The sequence below is a fragment of the Erythrobacter aurantius genome (assembly GCF_023823125.1).
In the GTDB taxonomy this organism is placed as follows: domain Bacteria; phylum Pseudomonadota; class Alphaproteobacteria; order Sphingomonadales; family Sphingomonadaceae; genus Erythrobacter; species Erythrobacter aurantius.
The window spans coordinates 1288499-1306825 of the sequence record NZ_CP090949.1 but is presented as its reverse complement, the minus strand read 5'-3'; the positions used below and the strand labels follow the sequence as shown (position 1 = coordinate 1306825).

Sequence of the window (18327 nt, the reverse complement as noted above, 5' to 3'; positions counted from 1 at the left end):
ACGCAGCCGCGCAGACTTCAAGGGGATTAACCTTCAGCTTGGGGAAAGCTTGCCACTGGGGCGCGATTTCGCGGCGGGGTTCGAGAAAAACGCCGCGAGCAGGCCCGGCTGTTTCCTCACCTGTTCGACATCGGTCTTGCCATTGGCGAGCAGGCGCCAGATCGCGAAACGCCGCACCAGCAATTCGTGGATCGCCACCACCGTTCCCGCCGCCGCCAGCGTCAGCACGGTGAATTCGACCCAGATCGGCCAGTCCACCTGCACCAGCATCTGGCCGTAAATGTACACGAAGCAGTGGTGGAACAGGTACATCGATAGCGCGCAATCAGCCAGCCACGTGGTGCGCGGTCCGCCTGCGCTGAAATAGCGATGGAAGAATTGCAGGATGAACAGCACGATTGTCCAGATCGCCAGCTGATTGAGGAACAGCAGCGTAAGCCGCGTGGCGAAGGTGCGATCCGGGCCGAGGTCGACCCCGATCGACGCCGTCAAATCGCGGACGAAGGGCAGGATATAGCCCTGATCAGCCATCGGATAAGGCTGGAGGATCAGCGCCGCCGCCGCCGCATAGGGCATCCACCAACGCCACTGTGTCAGCGCCTCAAGCAGGCGCGGCGACAGAGCCGCCATCACTCCGATCACGAAGAACGGAAATTCCGCTGTCAGCTTGTACCAGCTCTGGAAGCCCGGCGCGATGAGGTCATAGCTGCCCGGTACAAGGCTAGCCGAGGCGTAATTGGCGGTGTTGGCAAAGCCCAGGAGCAAGAGGCCGAACGCGAAGGGCAGGCTGCCCCGGATCAGCCCGCCGAACCGGTCTGACAGCGCCACCGCAAACCCGCGCACCCGCGATGACTTGGGGATCGCCACCTGCACTGCCGCAGCCAGCAGGAACATCGGGATCAGGCTGACGAGGAACCACAGGTGCAATTGCCACGTGCCACCGGCCCAGACCTCGACAAAGGCAGGGCTGGCGATCCAGTCGAGCATCGACCCTTCGCCCCCCGCATCGCCCCAACGCAGGTAATGCTCGATCATGTTGAATGTCAGCGCGAAAAAGATCAGCGGCACCGCCGTCCGCAGGAAACGGTTCCACAGGAAATCCGCCGGAGTCCTCCGCGTCAGCAACAGCACGGCGAAGAACCCACCGACAAAGAAGAATGTCGGCGTCACGAACAGGTGGATGCCGAAAATCAGCCAGTCGAAGAAATCAGCTCGGTCGGTGTTGGCGGTGATCCACGGACGCGCCGGGGCATAGACGGTGCCCGCATGCAGCGCGACCGAAAGGAACATCAGCACCGAACGCGCGCCATCGATATCATGGTAATGTTTGCGTTTCTGGCCGGTGGCGGCACTCGCGCAAATTTCCGTTGCTGTCGTCATCGTGCGGGGTCTGCTGTCATCCGTTCGAGGGAGTCGTCCGGTTGTGACGGATACGGGTTAAGGCGAGCTAGACAATGCACCCACTCGCCGCGTCCAATGCCGGGACGCCAATCCAGCAAACAGTTAACACGCGCGCTCTTGCCATCTTTCGCGGAATGCGCAGTGTATCGCCCTATGACCAAGACATCGCTGATCGCACTCGCCGCCCTGACATCCACCGCGCTTGTCACCACCACTGCCCATGCGCAGGACAGTGCGCCTGCCTCCCAGATGCGCGATTCCTTCGCCGAAACCATGGCGGTGACGGATTACATCCTGCGCATTCAGGCGCTGGACGATGCCGGGCCGCAGCTGAACGCCGTGATCGACTACAATGTCGAAGCCCCTGTCGAAGCGCGCCGCCTCGCCTCCACCGGGATCCTGCGTGGACGCAGCGTGCTGGTGAAGGACAATATCGAGACGCGCGAATTCCCGACCACGGCGGGCAGCCTTGCCCTTGCCAACAATCGCACCGGGCGCGACGCGCCGCTGATCGCCAATCTGCGCGCGGCGGGCGGCGTGGTGCTGGGCAAGACCAACCTGTCCGAATGGGCCAATATCCGTTCCGAGGATTCGACCAGCGGGTGGAGCGCCATCGAAGGGCTGACCCGCAATCCGCACGCGATCGATCGCAACACCTGCGGTTCGTCATCAGGCAGCGGCGCTGCAATCGCGGCAGGCTTTGCCTGGGCGGCAATCGGGACGGAAACGAACGGGTCAATCACATGTCCGGCATCGATCAACGGGATCGTCGGGTTCAAGCCGAGTGTCGGGATCGTCAGCCGCACGCATGTCGTCCCGATCTCCAGCACGCAGGACACCGCCGGGCCGATGACCAAATCGGTTTACGACGCGGCGCTGCTGCTGTCCGCGATCGCCGGGGAAGACCCTGAGGATCCGGCCACAATCGGCGTGCCGCGCGTTGCCGATTACACCGCAGGAATCGGCGAATTCTCGCTCGCAGGGGTGCGGATCGGCGTGATGCGCAACCAGATGGGCAGCAATGCGCAAGTGGTGGAAGTGTTCGAACAGGCACTGGCCGATCTGGAAGCCGCAGGCGCTGTGTTGGTCGATATCGAATTCGAACCGAACCGCGAAATGTACGGCGATAGCTACACCGTGCTGAAATACGAACTGCGCGAAGAGATGGGCAAATACCTCTCTTCGATCCCGGCAATGGAAGGGCAGGACACCCCGCGCAGCCTTGCCGATCTGATCGCTTTCAATGAAGCCAACGCCGCCACCGAAATGCGCTGGTTCGATCAGAGCATCTTCCTAGAAGCCGATGCGACGACCGACCGCGAAGCCTATGAGAAGGCGCGGGAGAATGCCGTCAGGATCGCGGGCGAGGAAACGCTCGACGTGCTGCTGGCGGACAACAATGTCCAATTCCTCGTGGCGCCCACGCGCGGCCCGGCATGGATGAGCGATCTGGTGCTGGGCGATCATTTCAACGGCTCGATCGGCTTCGGATCACCCGCCGCCATCGCGGGCTATCCGCATCTCACCGTCCCCATGGGCCATGTCGAACGGCTGCCGGTGGGCATCAGCTTCTTCGGCGCGAAGTGGGCCGATCACGAGGTGCTGAAACTGGGCGCGGCATACGAAAAGGCCCGGACAGCAACGCTGCCCGAGCCCTCGTTCCGTCGATGGCAACCGGGCGACTGACGCCCGGCCCCATTAAATTGTTTACTTCTTGGCCGCAGGCTTCTTGGCAGGAGCCTTCTTTGCCGGCGCCTTCTCGGCTGCCTCTGCCTTGGGCGCGGGCTTCTTGGCCGGTGCTTTCTTGGCAGGGGCCTTCTTCGCCGCAGGCTTGGCTTCCGCTTCGACTTCGTCAGTCTTGGCTGCAGCCTTCTTCGCCGGGGCCTTCTTGGCCGGAGCCTTCTTCTTGGCCGGCGCCTTTGCCTTCGCGGCTTCGGCTTCCCCTTCCGCTTCGATCGCGGCCTGAAGCTCTTCGATCGTCACTTCACGTGTCGTCACTTCGGCCTTGTCGAACAGGAAGTCGACAACCTTGTCTTCGTACAGCGGGGCGCGCAGCTGAGCAGCGGCCATCGGTTCCTGCTGGATGTACTGGACAAACCGGTCACGGTCTTCGGGGCGGTACTGCGAGGCAGCCTGCTGGATCAGCATCTGCATTTCCTGACCCGTCACTTCGACGCCGTTGGCCTGGCCGATTTCGGACAGCAGCAGGCCCAGACGGACGCGACGTTCGGCGATCGCCTTGTAATCGTCCTTTTCGTCCTCGATCTGCTTGAGCGCTTCGGCAGGATCTTCCTCGCGTGCGGCTTCCTGCTGAAGCTGCGCCCAGATCTGGTCGAATTCGGCTTCGACCATGGTCGCCGGCACTTCGAAATCGTGGCCTGCAGCCAGCTGATCGAGCAGCGAACGCTTCATCTGGGTGCGGGTCAGACCGGCGGTCTGCTGTTCCAGCTGGCCCTTGATGATCTCTTTCAGCTTGTCGAGGCTGTCGAGACCGAGGTTCTTGGCGAAATCTTCGTCCACCTTGGTATCGGTTTCAACCTTCACCGCTTTCACGGTGATGTCGAAAGTCGCTTCCTTGCCCGCGAGATGTTCAGCCTGGTAGTCTTCCGGGAAAGTGACCGTGATGGTCTTTTCATCACCGGTCTTCACGCCCACCAGCTGCTCTTCAAAGCCCGGAATGAACGCACCCGAACCGATCACCAGAGCGGCGTCTTCGGCCTTGCCGCCTTCGAATTCGACGCCGTCGAGCTTGCCGACGAAATCGATGATCAGCTGGTTGCCTTCAGCCGCCTTCTTGGTCTTGGCAGCGTCCTTGTAGCTCTTGTTCTGACCGGCGATGTTCTGCAGCGCCTCGTCGATCTGCTCGTCCGAAACGGGGACGACCAGCTTTTCGAGCTTCAGACCGTCGGTCGAAGGGGTTTCGACAACCGGCAGCACTTCGAGTTCAAGCGTGACTTCGGCGTCCTTGCCCTGTTCGTAGCCTTCGCCAAGCGAAATGGCAGGCTGCATCGCGGGACGCAGTTCCTCGTCCTTCATCACCTTGTCGGTCGATTCGCGGATCATGTCGTTCAGCGTCTGCGCGTGCAGCTGCTCGCCATGCATCTTCTTCACGAGATTCGCGGGCACCTTGCCGGGACGGAAGCCGGGCATTTTCACCTGCGGCGCGATCTTCTTGATCTCGGCGTCGATCTTGGCCGAAATCTCGTCGGCGGTGATCGTGATGAGATAGGCGCGCTTGAGCCCTTCGTTGACGGTCTGCTTGGTTTGCATGAGAGTTAAACTGAAGCCTTCTTGAGCGAATTTGTCGGATGTCCGGTTCCTGCCACGGGGGGAAACTGGTGCGGGCGAAGGGACTCGAACCCCCACATCTTGCGATACCAGAACCTAAATCTGGCGCGTCTACCAATTTCGCCACGCCCGCATTCCCCGAACGAAGCCGCGCGGGACACCGTAGGCCTCCCGCGCGCATTAGCTGGGGCCTGTATCGCCGCTTGTCGCAAAGGGCAAGTGGAACGCGCTTGTTTACGACTCTATCCGGCATTATGGGCGCGGCCATGACAGAAGAAACCACCCCCGCTCCCGCCGCTGGCGGCGCCGACGTTCCGCCCGATCACCTTTCGGTCAATCCGCGCAGCCCGGCTTTCGATGCCGAAATCCTGCAACGCGGAGTCGGCATCCGGTTCAAAGACCGCGTGCGCACCGATATCGAGGAATATTCGATTTCCGAAGGTTGGGTCCGGGTGCAGGCAGGCAAGACCGTCGATCGCAAGGGCAATCCGCTGACGATCAAGCTGACCGGCCCGGTGGAGGCATGGTTCGAAGATCTCGGCGACAATCCCCCGGTCGCGAAGAAGGGTTAGAGCGGCGTTCTGCTTGCCAAGTGGCAGGTGAGCGGCCACTTGAATGCAGAAATGAAACCGCAGGTCATCATGGTCGGTCGCCCCAATGTGGGCAAATCCACGCTGTTCAACCGGCTGGTGGGCAAGAAGCTCGCGCTGGTTGACGATCAGCCAGGCGTCACGCGCGACCGGCGCATGGGCGATGCCGAGATCGCGGGGATGAAGTTCACCATCGTCGACACCGCCGGGTGGGAAGACGAGGACGAGCTGACCCTGCCCGGCCGGATGCGCAAGCAGACCGAGGCTAGTCTTGAGGGGGCAGACGCGGCGCTGTTCGTGGTAGACGCCCGCGCCGGCCTCACCCCGCTCGACAATGAGATCGCCCGGTATCTGCGCGAGCATCAGGTGCCGATCGTGCTGGTCGCCAACAAGGCCGAAGGCAGCGCCGGCGAAGCGGGCGTGCTGGAATCCTATTCGCTCGGCTTTGGCGAGCCGGTGGCGCTTTCCGCGGAGCACGGCGAAGGCGTGGCCGACCTGTTCGGCGCGCTCTGGCCGATGATCGGGGACAAGGCCGAAGCCGCCGAAGCGGCCGAGGAGTTTGCCGAAAGCGAGGAAGAAGAGGCCGAAAATTCGCGTGGCCCCCTGAAACTCGCGATTGTCGGACGCCCGAATGCGGGCAAGTCCACCCTGATCAACCGGCTGCTGGGCGAGGATCGCCTGCTGACCGGGCCGGAAGCCGGGATCACACGCGATTCGATTGCGATCGACTGGAAATGGACCGATCCCAAATCAGGCGAAGTGCGCGACATCCGCCTGATCGACACTGCGGGAATGCGCAAGAAGCGCAACGTCACCGAAAAGCTCGAAAAGCTTTCGGTTGCGGACGCCCGCCGCGCGGTGGATTTTGCCGAAGTCGTCGTGCTGCTGCTCGATGCGACGCAGGGGCTGGAGCATCAGGACCTCAAGATCGCCAGCATGGTGCTTGAGGAAGGGCGCGCCTTGATGGTCGCGATCAACAAGTGGGACGTGGCTGGCGAAAACACCGCCGAAACACCCTCGGGCATTTTCAACGGCATCAAGCAGGCGCTGCACGATGGCCTTGCGCAGGTTCGCGGGGTGCCGCTGTTCTCCGTCTCGGCAAAGACCGGCAGAGGGCTGGACACCATGCTGGGCGCGGCGTTTGAATTGCGCGAAAGCTGGTCGCGCCGCGTGCCCACCGCCGCGCTCAACCGCTGGTTCGACGATGCGCTGGCCGCCAATCCGCCGCCCGCACCCGGAGGCCGCCGGATAAAGCTGCGCTATATCACGCAGGTTGGCACCCGCCCGCCCCGCTTCGTCATCTTTGGTTCGCGGCTGGACGATCTGCCCAAGAGTTACGAACGCTATCTCGTCAACGGCATCCGTGCCAAGCTTGGCTTTGACGCGGTGCCGGTGCGGGTGACGCTGAAATCGCCGAAGAATCCCTACAACGCCAACAAGGGCGGCGGGGGCAACTACTCGACCGGGTCGGACAAGTCGTGATCGCAAACCTGATCGCCGCCGATCCCATGCTGGCGCTTGAGATCATCGAGCGCACCGCCTCCACCCCCAGGGTGCGGCAGGCGCTCGAATTGAGCCTTGCCCCCGCATTTCTGCTGGTCGGTATCGGCAGCATCATGAACGTCATGATGGCGCGCCTCACATGGCTCGCCGGGCGCATAGAGCGTTTGGCCGAGCCGAGTGAAGGCGCGTGCAACATATCCCATGCCAACGAATTGGCCTGGCTTCGCAGGCGGCGCAAGCTGGCGCGCCTCGCAATCAAGTTTTCGACAGGTGCCGCCGTTGTCATCAGCTTCGAAATCGCGGTGCTGTTCCTTTCCGCCTATATCGAACCGCGCATCGGCACCTTTGTCGCGGTGCTGTGGATCGTGACTGTCAGCCTGCTGATCACTGGCCTCATCTACTTCCTGCGTGAAACCCTGTTGGCAGCGGACGGCCCGAAGACCGACGGCGTTTAGGCTTCAGGCGGCTGCTTTGGCGCCCATCTGCGTTGCCAGCCCCAGCCATTTGTCTCGGGCTGCAGCATCCGACAGCTTCACCGATCCCAACTGCCTGATGAACCGCGGCCTGATGCCGCAGAACTGGTAGACCGCCTGCTTGATCGTGCGGCGGGCGGGCTTGTTGTAAAGCCATGTATCGACCCATGTCGGCGTATCGGCGGTGATGATCGCATCACCCGTTTTGCCTTCCAGCAGCTTGTCCCAAGCCATGCCACGCGCCTTGTACTTATAGGCAAAGCCCGGCGTCAGCGCCCGGTCGAGCACGCTCTTGGCCAGCGTCGGCATCGCGCCCCACCACAAGGGGTGAACGATCAGCACGCGATCTGCCCATGCGAGATTGGCCTGCCACTGTTGAAGTGACGGCTCGAGCGCGGGGGCATCGCCATAACCGCGAAACTCGCTCGAAAATTCCATCTCGCTCAGATCCATCCGACGCACTTCTGCCCCGGCCGCCTGCGCCGCCTGCTGATAGGCATCGGCCAGCGCCGCGCTGAATGATCCCGCCCGTGGATGGGCCACCCATACAAAAACCCGTTCGCTCATCGTGATTCACCTTTTCTTGACACTGTGTAAAGTTGACACGGCGTCAATTGGAGATAACTTGACATCATGTCAAGCGAAAAACTCAACGCCACCCGCAACCGCATTCTCGAAGCGGCGCAGCGCATTCTCGAAGGGGAGGATCCGGGCAAAAGCCGGATGAACGATATCGCCAAGGCAGCCGGTATCAGCCGTCAGGCGCTCTACCTTCATTTTCCCAGTCGCTCGGAATTGCTGGTCGCCACCGCGCGCCATCTCGACGCAGTTCATGATGTCGATGCACAGCTTGCCGCCAGCCGTGCGGCACAATCGGGTGTCGAACGGCTGGACGCCTTTATCGAGGCTTTCGGCAATCACATCCCCAAGGTGTGGGGCGTGGCCCGGGCCTTCATGGCGATGATGGACAGCGATGAAGCGGCGCGTGACGCATGGCATGACCGGATGCAGGGCGTGCGCCACGGATGCGCCGCTGCCGTCGCCAATCTCGAACGGGACGGACAGCTTGCCGATCACTGGACGCATGATCAGGCGACCGACTGGCTCTGGATGCTGCTGTCGATGCGCAACTGGGAATTGCTGGTGCGCGAATGCGGGTGGTCGCAGGGGGACTACATCACCCAGATGCAGCGCAGCGCGCGCGAAGTGTTGATCGGCTGAAGCAGAAAGGGCGGAGCATCGCTGCCCCGCCCTTCCCAAACCTTTCGGTACGACCCTTCAGGCTCTGAGGAAAAACCTTAGTCTTCGCCCGCTGCCTTGCTTTGCAGCTGGACGTAGTTTTCTAGGCCCATCCGCTCGATCATGTCGAACTGGGTTTCGAGGAAGTCGACGTGCTCTTCCTCGTTATCGAGGATATGCGCGAACAGATCGCGGCTGACGTAATCGCGCACGCTTTCGCAATAGGCGATGGCATCGCGCAGCAGCGGGATCGCGTCTTCTTCCAGCGCCATGTCGGCTTTCAGGATTTCGAGCACGTTTTCGCCCACGCGCAGGTTGTGGATCGCCTGGAAATTGGGCAGGCCGTTGAGGAACAGGACCCGCGCAGCGAGTTTGTCAGCGTGCTCCATTTCCTCGATCGATTCCTTGCGCTCATAAGCGGCCAATTTGGTCACGCCCCAATCGTCGAGCACGCGGTAGTGCAGCCAATACTGGTTGATCGCGGTCAGCTCGTTGGTGAGCGCCTTGTTGAGGAATTCGATGACTTTCGGATCGCCTTTCATGGCGTGATACCCCTTGGATTTGCAGTTTGAGCCAGATCAAAGCGCTGGCCATGTCAGGGGACTAAATAAAGCCTTGCCCCCTTGCCTGACAAGAGGGTGGCGGAATTATTTTCGTTTAGAATCAGTTGTTTGCGATCCGCTCGCAATAGCGGCTTGCTAGTTTATATTGCGACTTTTTCGCAGGTGAAATGCCCTGCGCTAAGCGCACGCTCCTGATCGATAATTTGCCCCGCCTTTCCAAGGCATTGGCCGCAATTGGGACGTTTGCCCAGCGTCGCATAGGTCGCTTCTGCATCGCCACCCGAAGTCAAGGCAGCCTTGCGCAGGTCATCTTCGCGGATGGCATTGCAAATGCAGATATACATGGCGTCGGGAATCACTCCTGCGAGGCGTTTGCAAGAACAAGATATGCGAATTAATCGCAATAGCAAGCGGAAAGCGCATGGTAGGCGATAGACGCTCCACCCGAGCCCTATGGCGCTCGCGCAGGTTTGCGATATAGACGGCGTAATGGGACGCAGCAGCAACGGCACAGCGCGCGGCATAACGCGCCATTTCGCACTCTCGGCAACGGCTTTGGCGGGCGCGTGCGCTCTGATCTCCGGATGCGGCCTTAGCCCAGAACAGGAAGCCGACGCGATCGAACAGGGCATACTGTCCTCCCCCGGAAGCGAGGATTTGTGGGCGACGATCAAGACCCATTACCCCGATGACTTTGCCGATCTTGTCGGGCGCTTGAGGGCGCTGGACAATCAGGAGCGCGCCGACGCTACCCGCACCGAAGCCGTCGCTGCGGAGTGGCTGCGCGACTTCTTCGCCCGCATCGGCACGGATGCGGTGAAGGCTCCACCCAAGGCGATGCTGGTCTGGAGCGCGACCGAGGGTGAGCTTTACTCCGCGTTGCAGCGCGCATCGCAGGATCAATGCGCGGCCATGACAATGGGCGAATGGGTCTATGTCGATGACAAGCAGGGCGCGGTCGCAGCCGCGATCACCCGGCGCAATGCGGCAATGGTGCGCGCCGCAGCCGCCGGGCGCGACACTCCCGAAGCCTATGCCGCGCCGGACGAGGCCGATTTCGAGCAATTGGGCAAGGCGATATCGGCCACCGGAATTGCCCCGGATCTGCAGGCGGCATTGGGATCGGACGCGGCGATGGAGGCACTGCCGCCCGAAGACCAGTGCAAGGTCGGCGTTGCCGTCTACACTGGGCTGACGGCGCTGCCCGACGATCTCGAGCCGCGCGTTGCCGCCTACATGCTGTCACCGCTTTAGCGGAAACGCCTTGCGATAGGTGAGGCAGCGCCACAGCCATTCGAGCGGACCATAACGATACCGCTCCAGCCACGGCTTCGACCAGGCCAGCATCAACACCCACATCGTGAAAGTCAGCAAATAGAGTTCGGGACGGTTGAGCTTCCCAAACAGGCCCAGCGCCCAGCCGTGCATGATGAACAGCATGACGATCGAGGTGCCAAGGTAATTGGTGAAGGCTGCCCTCCCCGCCGCGCGCACACGGTCCGCCAGCGCCCCCGTCCAGCCCGGCGAATAGGCCACCAGCAACGCGGCAATGCCCAAAACCATGAATATCCTTGGCAGGGGGCTCCACCCGACGAAGGCCGCCAGCGTGGCGTAAAAGGTAAAGCCGCCTTCTCTCACGAACAGCCCAATCGCCAGATGCCCCAGCGCGCCGCCTATAAAGCCGATCCATCCCCACAGCTTCATCTTGCGTTGATCGAAACCGCCACTGAAAAAGCCGAACCGGTACAACGCCACACCCAGCAACATCAGCGGCAGGGTCTCGAACCCGAACAGGAAGGTGTTTGCGATCGGATCGATGCTATGTTCGCTCACACGGTGCGCGACAAAGCCGGAATAATCACCCGATTCGAGCAGCGCAGTTTCGACCTTGCCGTCATCCAGCTGCTGCTGCTGGGATTCGATCATGTCCGGACGCATTTCCGCCATTGGCCCGCCTTCATCGCCAAGCGGTGTATCGGCGACGAGGTAGGGTAGGCTCATGAAAGCTGCGTAGAACAAAACGCCGAAGAAATAGCCGATCAGGCCGGTCCACAGCTGCGACTTCGCACTCCATTTGAGACAGGGGACGACGAGGAACCCGATAATGGCGTAGTAAAGCAGGATGTCACCGAACCAGATCAGGAAGAAATGGATTGCCCCGAACAGGGCAAGGATGAACAGCCGCCACATCTGCAACCAGCGCGTACCGCCACGCGCCCATGTGCGCTCCATGAAGAGATACAGCCCCGCACCGAACAGGAGGGTAAACAGCCCGCGCATCTTGCCATCAACCAGGACAAATTGCGCAATCCACATCCAGCCATCCGGGTCGTCCGCAGGGGTCAGGAAAGCTTCGGGCCACATATAGGCATTCATCGGCTGGCCAAAGGCAACGATATTCGCCGCCAGAATGCCCATCACCGCCAGCCCGCGAATGAAATCGAGCGTTTCGATCCGGTCCTTGGCAGCGACCGGTGCAAAGTCGGGTGTCGCGGCCTGATCGGCTGCACCGTCCGCGATGGCTTCGTTCATGTATGATCCCCCTATGCCAGCTAGCCCGGCCAACCTAGCAGCCGCGCGCCCGAGGGGAAGTGATTATCGCGACCGTGGTCGAGCGGTCATGGCGCCTTGACGATGCAGCCCTGCCCTTGCCGCTTCAACGTGTCGCAGGCCGCCTGCGCTTCGGCACGGCTGCCAAAGCCGACGGCCAGCAAGCGGGTGACGTTGCCACTGGGAACCAGCGACTTGCGCGTTCCGGCGAGCGCCGGATTGGATTGCAGGCGCGTCCACAGGCGATCGGCATTGCCCGCAACGCCGAATGCGCCGAGCTGCACCTGCCAGTTGCCCGAAGCCCGCACAGGAGCAGAAGCGGGTGCTGCGACGGGCGCCGGAGCGGGTGCGGGAGCAGCCGCAACCATGCGCTGTGCGGGTGCAGGCGCGGGCTGCACCTGAACCGGCGTTCGTGACTGGCGTTCAACCTGACCGGCCACGCGCACCGGCCTCTGATCGGCCGCTGCGGAGCGGGTCACCGCTGGCTGTACCGGAGCGGGAGCGGGAGCCGAAACCGGAGCAGAAGCAGTAGCCGCTGGCGATGCGCCCAGATCCAGTGCGGCCAACTCCGCCGAACGACGCTGCGCGGCCTGTTCCTCCATCGAACGGGCAAGGGTCTGGGCCTGCTGACGCTGGCTTAATGGGACATAGCTGTCCATCTGCTGCAGCGCGGTTGCCGCCTGCGGCAGACCCGCGCCATTCGCCAGAGTAAGCAAGGCATAGGCGCGCACCCAGTCCTTTGACGCGAAGTCGGCGTTGAAATGCGCAAGCCCCAGAACATATTGCGCGCGCGGATCGCCGCGATCTGCCGCTGCGGAGATCAGCGGCATGGCTTTGTCCTGCTGCCCCTGCTGGAACAGCAGCAGTCCGTAATTGTCGGCTGCTTTCACATGACCACGCGCGGCGGCCTGTTCGTAAAGGGCGCTGGCCCGTTCCATGTCCGCTTCGACCCCGCGTCCGAGGCGATATGCCTGAGCGAGATTGAACAGCGCATCGGCATCACCCGCCTGTGCCGGCCCCTCCCATTCGGCAACCGCAGTAGCGTAGTCGCCCTGGCTCCATGCGTCGACCCCGGCCTTCACATCGGCGGCGGCAGGAACGGCTGCAAAAGCGATTGCACAGGCACCAAGACCGGCAGCAAGCCGGGTGGCAGGGCGGGCGAAAGAAAACGCGTTACGGGCCATCAGATTAGCGCTCCTGTGTGGCAGCGTGCGAAAAGAGTGACGAGGATCATAGTGAAGAAGTGGTTAGCATTTCGTTGCACAGCCCCTGCAATGACCATGCACGCCCTTCGCCCAGCCGTTTGCGACGGCTCTGCGCGGCGCAAGTCTCGGCAAGATCGAAGCGCGGCAGGTGCTTGAAACGCATCAAAAAGGGCGAGCCCCGCATTAACTCAAAATTAGGGGTATCCTGCGATCCAGAGGTTCATCCGGTCGCATTAAGGCGACGATTACAGGTCTATAACCAGGGGGACCGAGCGTTGCGTGTACTCGCTTTGGCATCGCAGAAAGGCGGATCAGGGAAAACCACCCTTTCCGGGCATTTGGCCGTTCAGGCCCAGCGCGCAGGCGCAGGGCCGGTCGTCCTGATCGACATCGACCCGCAAGGCTCGCTGGCCGATTGGTGGAATGAACGCGAAGCCGAATATCCGGCCTTTGCGCAAACCACCGTATCGCGGCTTGCCGCCGATCTTCAGGTGCTTCGCCAGCAGGGCTTCAAGCTCGCGGTCATCGACACGCCGCCTGCAATTACCATGGCAATCCAGTCGGTGATCAGTGTCGCCGAGCTGATCGTCGTTCCGACCCGTCCGAGCCCGCACGATCTGCGCGCCGTCGGCGCAACGGTCGATCTTTGCGAACGCGCGGGCAAGCCGCTGATCTTCGTGGTCAACGCGGCCACGCCCAAGGCCAAGATCACTTCCGAAGCCGCCGTCGCGCTGTCGCAGCACGGCACGGTGGCACCGGTAACCTTGCATCACCGCACCGATTTCGCCGCATCGATGATTGACGGTCGGACCGTCATGGAAGTCGATCCCGAAGGCCGCAGCGCCGCCGAAATCACCGCACTGTGGAAGTACATCTCGGACCGGCTCGAAAAGAATTTCGGCCGCACTGTGTTCGCCGCGCCCGGAACCGGCGTGAACCAGGCACAGGCAGGCGGCGTGCATCGCCCCGTTGGCGGCTTTGGCCGCCGGGTGGCCCAGTAAGGGGGCTGCACCGCGATGTCCGAAGCCAGCTTTGCCTCGCTTGGACCGACTTTGCTCGCCCGCAAAGGTGGCGCAAAGCCCGCCATGCGCCCGCAACTCGCCCCGCTTCCCGAAGTCGTGGCCGAAGACCAGCTCGAAGACCTCGGCTGGAACGACATGGGTCATGATGACGCAAGCCAGACTGACAATGGTAGCGCGGATGTCGTCTCGATCCTGAGCAATGCGGCCACTCCTGCGGAACTGCCGCAAGGCGAAGAAAGCCCGCTGGTCGTGCGGCAACAGCGCAATCTGGCTGATCAACTTCTGGCGAATGCGGCAATCGGCCAGGACAATGAAGATCACGAAGCCGAACTGATCCAGAGCAAGCCCGCACCAGCGCGCAAACAGGCATCGCGCAATTCGCGTCGCGCCGCCTTCACGCTGCGGCTCGACACCGAACGTCACCTCAAGCTGCGGCTCGCAGCGACGATCCAGGGCGTCAGCGCACAGGCGCTGGTAACCGAGGCGCTCGATGCCTTGCTCGCCGGGATCGAGGATCTCGACACCATCGCCCAGCGCCTGAACGGGCGCATGACTAGCAACTGACAACTAATTGTTAACCAAACTCGATCAAAACGCTGACAATCATGGTTAATTTAGGGGAAACGACAATGGCCCGCGATAATCAAGGCTTTACCAACAGCCGCAGCAGTGGCCCGAAGATGGCCCTTTTCATCGGCACCGCGCTGGCAAGCCTCGCGCTCGCCGGTTGTGCGGCATCGGCGCCGCCCGCGGAAGTGTCGTTCACCAAGGCTCAGGCCGCGCTTCAGAATGGCAAGGTGGACAATGCCGTCGCCCACGCCGAAGCCGCTGTGCTGGCCGAACCGCGTAACGCCGGTTTCCGTGCGCTGCTGGGTGCATCCTATCTTGAGGCAGGCCGTTTCCAGTCCGCCGCAACCGCCTTTGGCGAAGCGATCGAACTGGGTGACAGCGATCCGCGCACCGTTCTGAGCTATGCCCTTGCACAGGTCGCCATCGGCAACAACACCGCTGCGCTGCAAACTCTGCAAGCCCATGAAAGCGCGATCCCCGCCGCTGATCTGGGCCTTGCGATGGCGCTCGCGGGTGCTCCGGAACGCGGCGTGCATTACCTCGTGAACACGGTGCGCAATGGCGACACCAGCGCCAAGGCCCGCCAGAACCTTGCCTATTCCTATGCGCTCGCAGGCAATTGGCCGGCTGCGCGCGTCATGGCTGCCGAAGACGTTCCGGCAGACCAGCTCGATGCGCGCCTCACCGAATGGGCCTCCACTGCTCGCCCGGAAGACCACATGGTCCGCGTAGCGAAGCTGCTGGGCATCAGCCCGATTGCCGACGGCGGCCAGCCGCAGCATCTCGCGCTCGCCAATTTCCCGAGCCAGCAAGTGCTCGTCGCCGAAGCCGAAACCGGCAGCAGCGATGCCGCTCCGGCCGAGTTCGCCGAAGCCAAGCCGACTCAAAGCGAAGCAATGGCCTTTGGCATTCGCGACATCGATACCGTCTATGTCGAGGACAAGGACGAAGATGCCGTAGAGACGGTTGACCCGACCCCGCGCGCCGCCAGCCCGGTGCGCGTGGCTGAGGCCGCTCCGGCGGTAACCGCGCCGGTGCGCAGTTCCGCTCCGGCCCCTGTGGCAACGCCGGTTGCCGCTGCCGCTCCTTCGCGTGGCGCACCGCGCTTCGTCTCCAACGCCGTGGTGCAGCAAGTTCCCGTGTCCGCGCCGCGTCCGGCGCAGGCCGCTCGCCCGCAGCCCGTTCGCGCTCCTGCACAGGCACGCGCCGCAGCGCAGCCGATGGCTGTCGCGACCGGGGCGGATGCAACCCACCTCGTCCAGCTCGGCGCCTTCGAAAGCCGTGCTGTGGCGGAATCCAAGTGGCGCGAATTCCAGCGCCGCTTCCCGCAGCTTTCCAAGCATGACGTTGTCATCACCGAAGCCAAGGTCAACGGTCGCACGTTCTTCCGCGTCGCTGCGGCAGGCTTCACTTCGCGCACCGCCAGCAGCATGTGCGGAACCGTAAAGTCTTCGGGCCGTGGCTGCTTTGCCTATGCCGCATCGAACCCGCCCGCAGGCGCGGTCGACAACGGCGTTCGCGTGGCCGCACGTTCACGCTAACCCGCAAACCAACTTCAGCGAGACTGCCCTCGGAGCGCCCCCCGCTCCGGGGGCATTTTTTGACGCGTGGATCAGCCGCTCAAAGCGGGATTTCGACCCCGCCCTTGATCAGAGCCTTGACCCGGCCCTGCACACCCTGCCTGTCGAACGGAGTGTTGTCGGCTGTCGCCTCCATCATGCGGCGATCCACAATCCACGGGGCATCCGGATCGATCACCGCGATATCGGCTTCTCGTCCCGGTTCTATCGCGCCCGCGTTCACCCCGAGCAATTGCGCGGGGTTTGCGGCCAGCAGACGAAACGCGGCAGCGGTGTCGATCAGTTCTTCGCGCACGAGGTTGAACACCAGCGGCAGCAAGGTTTCGGCCCCTGCCATGCCCGGCTCGGCATCGGCGAACGGCAGACGCTTGTCTTCCGGGCCGCGCGGATCGTGACCGCTGGCGATGACATCCACCGTCCCGTCGGCAATCGCCGCGCGCGCAGCCTGCCTGTCCGCTTCACTGCGCAAGGGCGGTGAAAGCCGGGTGAAGGTGCGAAAATCGGCGGTGGCGAGATCGGACAGCATGAAATGCGCCGGGGTGATCCCGCAGGTGACCTTGATCCCCTTGGCCTTGGCCGCCCGGATCAGGTCAAACCCGGCGGCGGTGGTGACCTGGCGGAAATGCACGCGCGCGCCGCTCATTTCGGCAAGCGCAATGTCCCGCGCCAGCGCAAGCGTTTCGGCTTCAGCCGGGGCGCTCGGCAAGCCAAGGCGGGTCGCGATCTCTCCTGCAGTGGCAGCGGCACCGGCGGCAAGCCCATCGTCCTCGGCATGGCAGACGACCACCAGATCAAGCATGGCCGCATATTGCATCAGCCGTAGCATCACGCCGCTGTCGCCGATCCAGCGCCGCCCTGTGGCAACTCCGCGCGCACCCGCATCACGCATCAGCGCGATCTCAGCGAGTTCGCTACCCTCAAGCCCACGAGTCGCCGCGGCGAGCGGGTGAACCCACAGGTCGGGCTTGCCGCTCTTGGCGATATAGTTGACGCGGCTCGGGTAATCGAGCGGCGGCGACTGGTCGGGCATCAGCGCCGCACGCGTGATCCCACCGAAATGGAATGCCGGTTTGTCGACCTTGAACACCCCGAAATCGACAATTCCCGGAGCGACAAGCTTGCCCTTTGCATCCAGCACGGCGTCACCGTCCTGTGGCATCACATCGGACCCGGCAGCAGCGATCAGGCCATCGACCAGCCGCACCGTGCCCTGTGCCACGCCATCGCGGGTGACGATCTGGCCACCGGTAATCGCAAGTGGCTGCGTCTGCTTCATGCCCAGCCCTCCACACCACGCGCCTTGCGCGTCAGCACGTCGAGACACGCCATGCGGATCGCCACACCCATTTCCACCTGTTTGGTGATGATCGAGCGATCAACCATGTCGGCCACTTCGCTGTCGATCTCCACCCCGCGGTTCATCGGGCCGGGATGCATCACCAGCGCATCGGGAGCAGCCCGTTGCAAACGCGCTTTGGTAAGACCGTAGAGGTGGTGATACTCGCGCGCCGAAGGGATGAACTGCCCTGACATGCGCTCCGACTGGAGCCGCAGCATCATGACTACATCGCTGCCATCCAGCGCCGCGTCGAAATCGTGGAACACTTCCGCACCCATCGCCTCCACCCCGGCGGGCATCAGCGCAGGCGGCGAACACAGGCGCACGGTCGCGCCCAGCGCCTGCAGGCACAGGATGTTCGAACGCGCGACGCGGCTGTGCAGGATATCGCCGCAAATGGTGATCCGCCGTCCGGTGAAATCCTCACTCGCCTCGCCCCGCCAGGCAAGCGCCTCGCGCAGCGCCAGTGCATCGAGCAGAGCCTGTGTCGGATGTTCGTGCTGCCCGTCCCCGGCGTTGAGCACCGGGCAATCGACCTTGTCCGCGATCAGTTGCGTCGCGCCGGAGGAACCGTGGCGGATCACGATCGCATCGGCGCGCATGGCGTTCAGGGTGATCGCGGTGTCGATCAGCGTCTCGCCCTTCTTCACGCTGGAGGTTGCCGCCTGCATATTGACGACATCGGCCCCCAGACGCTTGCCCGCGATCTCGAAACTGAGCAGCGTTCGGGTCGAGTTTTCGAAGAAGGCGTTGATGATCGTCAGGCCGGAAAGCAGGCCGACGTGCTTGGTGCTCTGGCGGTTCAGATCGACCCATTGTTCCGCCTGCGCCAGCAGAAAGAGGATCTCGTGCCGTTCAAGCTGGGCGATACCGGTGAGGTCGCGATGCGGAAACGCCAGACGCCCCGCCGGAAAGCGCGCATCCGTCTGATTGGGAGTTGCTGTGTTCATCAATGCCCCGAAAGCTCCATCGCCCTTAGTCGAGCCGCATCCAACGCTCAACCC

General features: G+C 62.8%; 19 protein-coding genes and 1 tRNA gene. 9 read left to right on the top strand and 11 right to left on the bottom strand.

Annotated elements, in window-relative coordinates; genetic code table 11:
• Window positions 1–33: 33 nt before the first annotated feature.
• On the bottom strand, window positions 34–1380 hold the full coding sequence (locus tag L1K66_RS06190) for an acyltransferase family protein (protein WP_252260089.1): 1347 nt from the start codon (window positions 1378–1380) through the stop codon (window positions 34–36).
• A 174-nt stretch (window positions 1381–1554) separates the two neighbouring features.
• Between L1K66_RS06190 and L1K66_RS06185 the strand changes: the two genes are divergently transcribed.
• Window positions 1555–3087: an amidase gene (locus L1K66_RS06185; protein WP_252260088.1), complete on the top strand. Its 1533-nt coding sequence runs from the start codon at window positions 1555–1557 to the stop codon at window positions 3085–3087.
• A gap of 21 nt (window positions 3088–3108) precedes the next feature.
• Here the strand turns inward: L1K66_RS06185 and tig are convergent, their stop codons facing one another.
• Both tig and L1K66_RS06175 read right to left on the bottom strand, forming a co-directional pair.
• The gene (gene tig, locus L1K66_RS06180; protein WP_252260087.1) at window positions 3109–4671 is read right to left on the bottom strand and encodes a trigger factor; all 1563 of its coding nucleotides are present in this window, start codon (window positions 4669–4671) and stop codon (window positions 3109–3111) included.
• 66 nt (window positions 4672–4737) lie between these two features.
• Window positions 4738–4822 (bottom strand) — tRNA-Leu (locus L1K66_RS06175).
• Window positions 4823–4955: 133 nt separating this feature from the next.
• Between L1K66_RS06175 and L1K66_RS06170 the strand changes: the two genes are divergently transcribed.
• Genes L1K66_RS06170 through L1K66_RS06160 form a run of 3 tightly spaced genes read left to right on the top strand, consistent with a single transcriptional unit; the run spans window position 4956 to window position 7237 of the window.
• Window positions 4956–5261, top strand: coding sequence for a DUF3297 family protein (locus L1K66_RS06170; protein WP_034953168.1), 306 nt, complete (start codon window positions 4956–4958; stop codon window positions 5259–5261).
• A gap of 51 nt (window positions 5262–5312) precedes the next feature.
• A complete protein-coding gene (gene der, locus L1K66_RS06165; protein WP_252260086.1) occupies window positions 5313–6761 on the top strand; it encodes a ribosome biogenesis GTPase Der in 1449 nt (482 codons plus the stop codon).
• Window positions 6758–7237: a DUF2721 domain-containing protein gene (locus L1K66_RS06160; RefSeq protein ID WP_084155563.1), complete on the top strand. Its 480-nt coding sequence runs from the start codon at window positions 6758–6760 to the stop codon at window positions 7235–7237. Before der ends, L1K66_RS06160 begins: the two co-directional genes overlap by 4 nt.
• A 3-nt stretch (window positions 7238–7240) precedes the next feature.
• On the opposite strand, the gene L1K66_RS06155 is transcribed toward L1K66_RS06160, so the two are convergent.
• Window positions 7241–7822, bottom strand: coding sequence for an NAD(P)H-dependent oxidoreductase (locus L1K66_RS06155; protein WP_252260085.1), 582 nt, complete (start codon window positions 7820–7822; stop codon window positions 7241–7243).
• 66 nt (window positions 7823–7888) lie between these two features.
• On the opposite strand from L1K66_RS06155, the gene L1K66_RS06150 reads away from it, so the two are divergent.
• A complete protein-coding gene (locus tag L1K66_RS06150) occupies window positions 7889–8476 on the top strand; it encodes a TetR/AcrR family transcriptional regulator (protein ID WP_252260084.1) in 588 nt (195 codons plus the stop codon).
• A 77-nt stretch (window positions 8477–8553) separates the two neighbouring features.
• Here the strand turns inward: L1K66_RS06150 and bfr are convergent, their stop codons facing one another.
• Together bfr and L1K66_RS06140 are read right to left on the bottom strand one after the other, a co-directional pair.
• On the bottom strand, window positions 8554–9036 hold the full coding sequence (gene bfr / locus L1K66_RS06145) for a bacterioferritin (RefSeq protein ID WP_252260083.1): 483 nt from the start codon (window positions 9034–9036) through the stop codon (window positions 8554–8556).
• Window positions 9037–9197: 161 nt separating this feature from the next.
• A complete protein-coding gene (locus L1K66_RS06140; RefSeq protein ID WP_252260082.1) occupies window positions 9198–9401 on the bottom strand; it encodes a (2Fe-2S)-binding protein in 204 nt (67 codons plus the stop codon).
• 145 nt (window positions 9402–9546) lie between these two features.
• Between L1K66_RS06140 and L1K66_RS06135 the strand changes: the two genes are divergently transcribed.
• Window positions 9547–10311, top strand: a complete 765-nt coding sequence (locus L1K66_RS06135) for a hypothetical protein (protein ID WP_252260081.1) — start codon at window positions 9547–9549, stop codon at window positions 10309–10311.
• On the opposite strand, the gene L1K66_RS06130 is transcribed toward L1K66_RS06135, so the two are convergent.
• The 3 genes from L1K66_RS06130 to L1K66_RS06120 all read right to left on the bottom strand — a co-directional run bounded on the left by L1K66_RS06130 (window position 10300) and on the right by L1K66_RS06120 (window position 12975).
• Complete coding sequence (locus tag L1K66_RS06130; protein WP_252260080.1) at window positions 10300–11589, bottom strand: DUF418 domain-containing protein; 1290 nt, start codon at window positions 11587–11589, stop codon at window positions 10300–10302. The two genes, L1K66_RS06135 and L1K66_RS06130, sit on opposite strands and share 12 nt — an antisense overlap.
• A gap of 86 nt (window positions 11590–11675) precedes the next feature.
• On the bottom strand, window positions 11676–12791 hold the full coding sequence (locus tag L1K66_RS06125) for an SPOR domain-containing protein (protein ID WP_252260079.1): 1116 nt from the start codon (window positions 12789–12791) through the stop codon (window positions 11676–11678).
• Between the two features lie 46 nt (window positions 12792–12837).
• Complete coding sequence (locus tag L1K66_RS06120) at window positions 12838–12975, bottom strand: hypothetical protein (protein WP_252260078.1); 138 nt, start codon at window positions 12973–12975, stop codon at window positions 12838–12840.
• A 112-nt stretch (window positions 12976–13087) separates the two neighbouring features.
• Between L1K66_RS06120 and L1K66_RS06115 the strand changes: the two genes are divergently transcribed.
• The 3 genes from L1K66_RS06115 (at window position 13088) to L1K66_RS06105 (ending at window position 15945) form a co-directional block, all read left to right on the top strand.
• Window positions 13088–13813, top strand: a complete 726-nt coding sequence (locus tag L1K66_RS06115) for a ParA family protein (RefSeq protein ID WP_252260077.1) — start codon at window positions 13088–13090, stop codon at window positions 13811–13813.
• A gap of 15 nt (window positions 13814–13828) precedes the next feature.
• On the top strand, window positions 13829–14398 hold the full coding sequence (locus L1K66_RS06110; RefSeq protein ID WP_252260076.1) for a type II toxin-antitoxin system HicB family antitoxin: 570 nt from the start codon (window positions 13829–13831) through the stop codon (window positions 14396–14398).
• A 65-nt stretch (window positions 14399–14463) separates the two neighbouring features.
• Complete coding sequence (locus L1K66_RS06105) at window positions 14464–15945, top strand: SPOR domain-containing protein (protein ID WP_252260075.1); 1482 nt, start codon at window positions 14464–14466, stop codon at window positions 15943–15945.
• A gap of 79 nt (window positions 15946–16024) precedes the next feature.
• On the opposite strand, the gene L1K66_RS06100 is transcribed toward L1K66_RS06105, so the two are convergent.
• Together L1K66_RS06100 and L1K66_RS06095 are read right to left on the bottom strand one after the other, a co-directional pair.
• Window positions 16025–17260: a dihydroorotase gene (locus L1K66_RS06100; RefSeq protein ID WP_252260074.1), complete on the bottom strand. Its 1236-nt coding sequence runs from the start codon at window positions 17258–17260 to the stop codon at window positions 16025–16027.
• A complete protein-coding gene (locus L1K66_RS06095) occupies window positions 17257–18273 on the bottom strand; it encodes an aspartate carbamoyltransferase catalytic subunit (protein ID WP_252260073.1) in 1017 nt (338 codons plus the stop codon). The genes L1K66_RS06100 and L1K66_RS06095 overlap by 4 nt, the downstream gene beginning before the upstream one ends.
• Window positions 18274–18327: the final 54 nt, after the last annotated feature.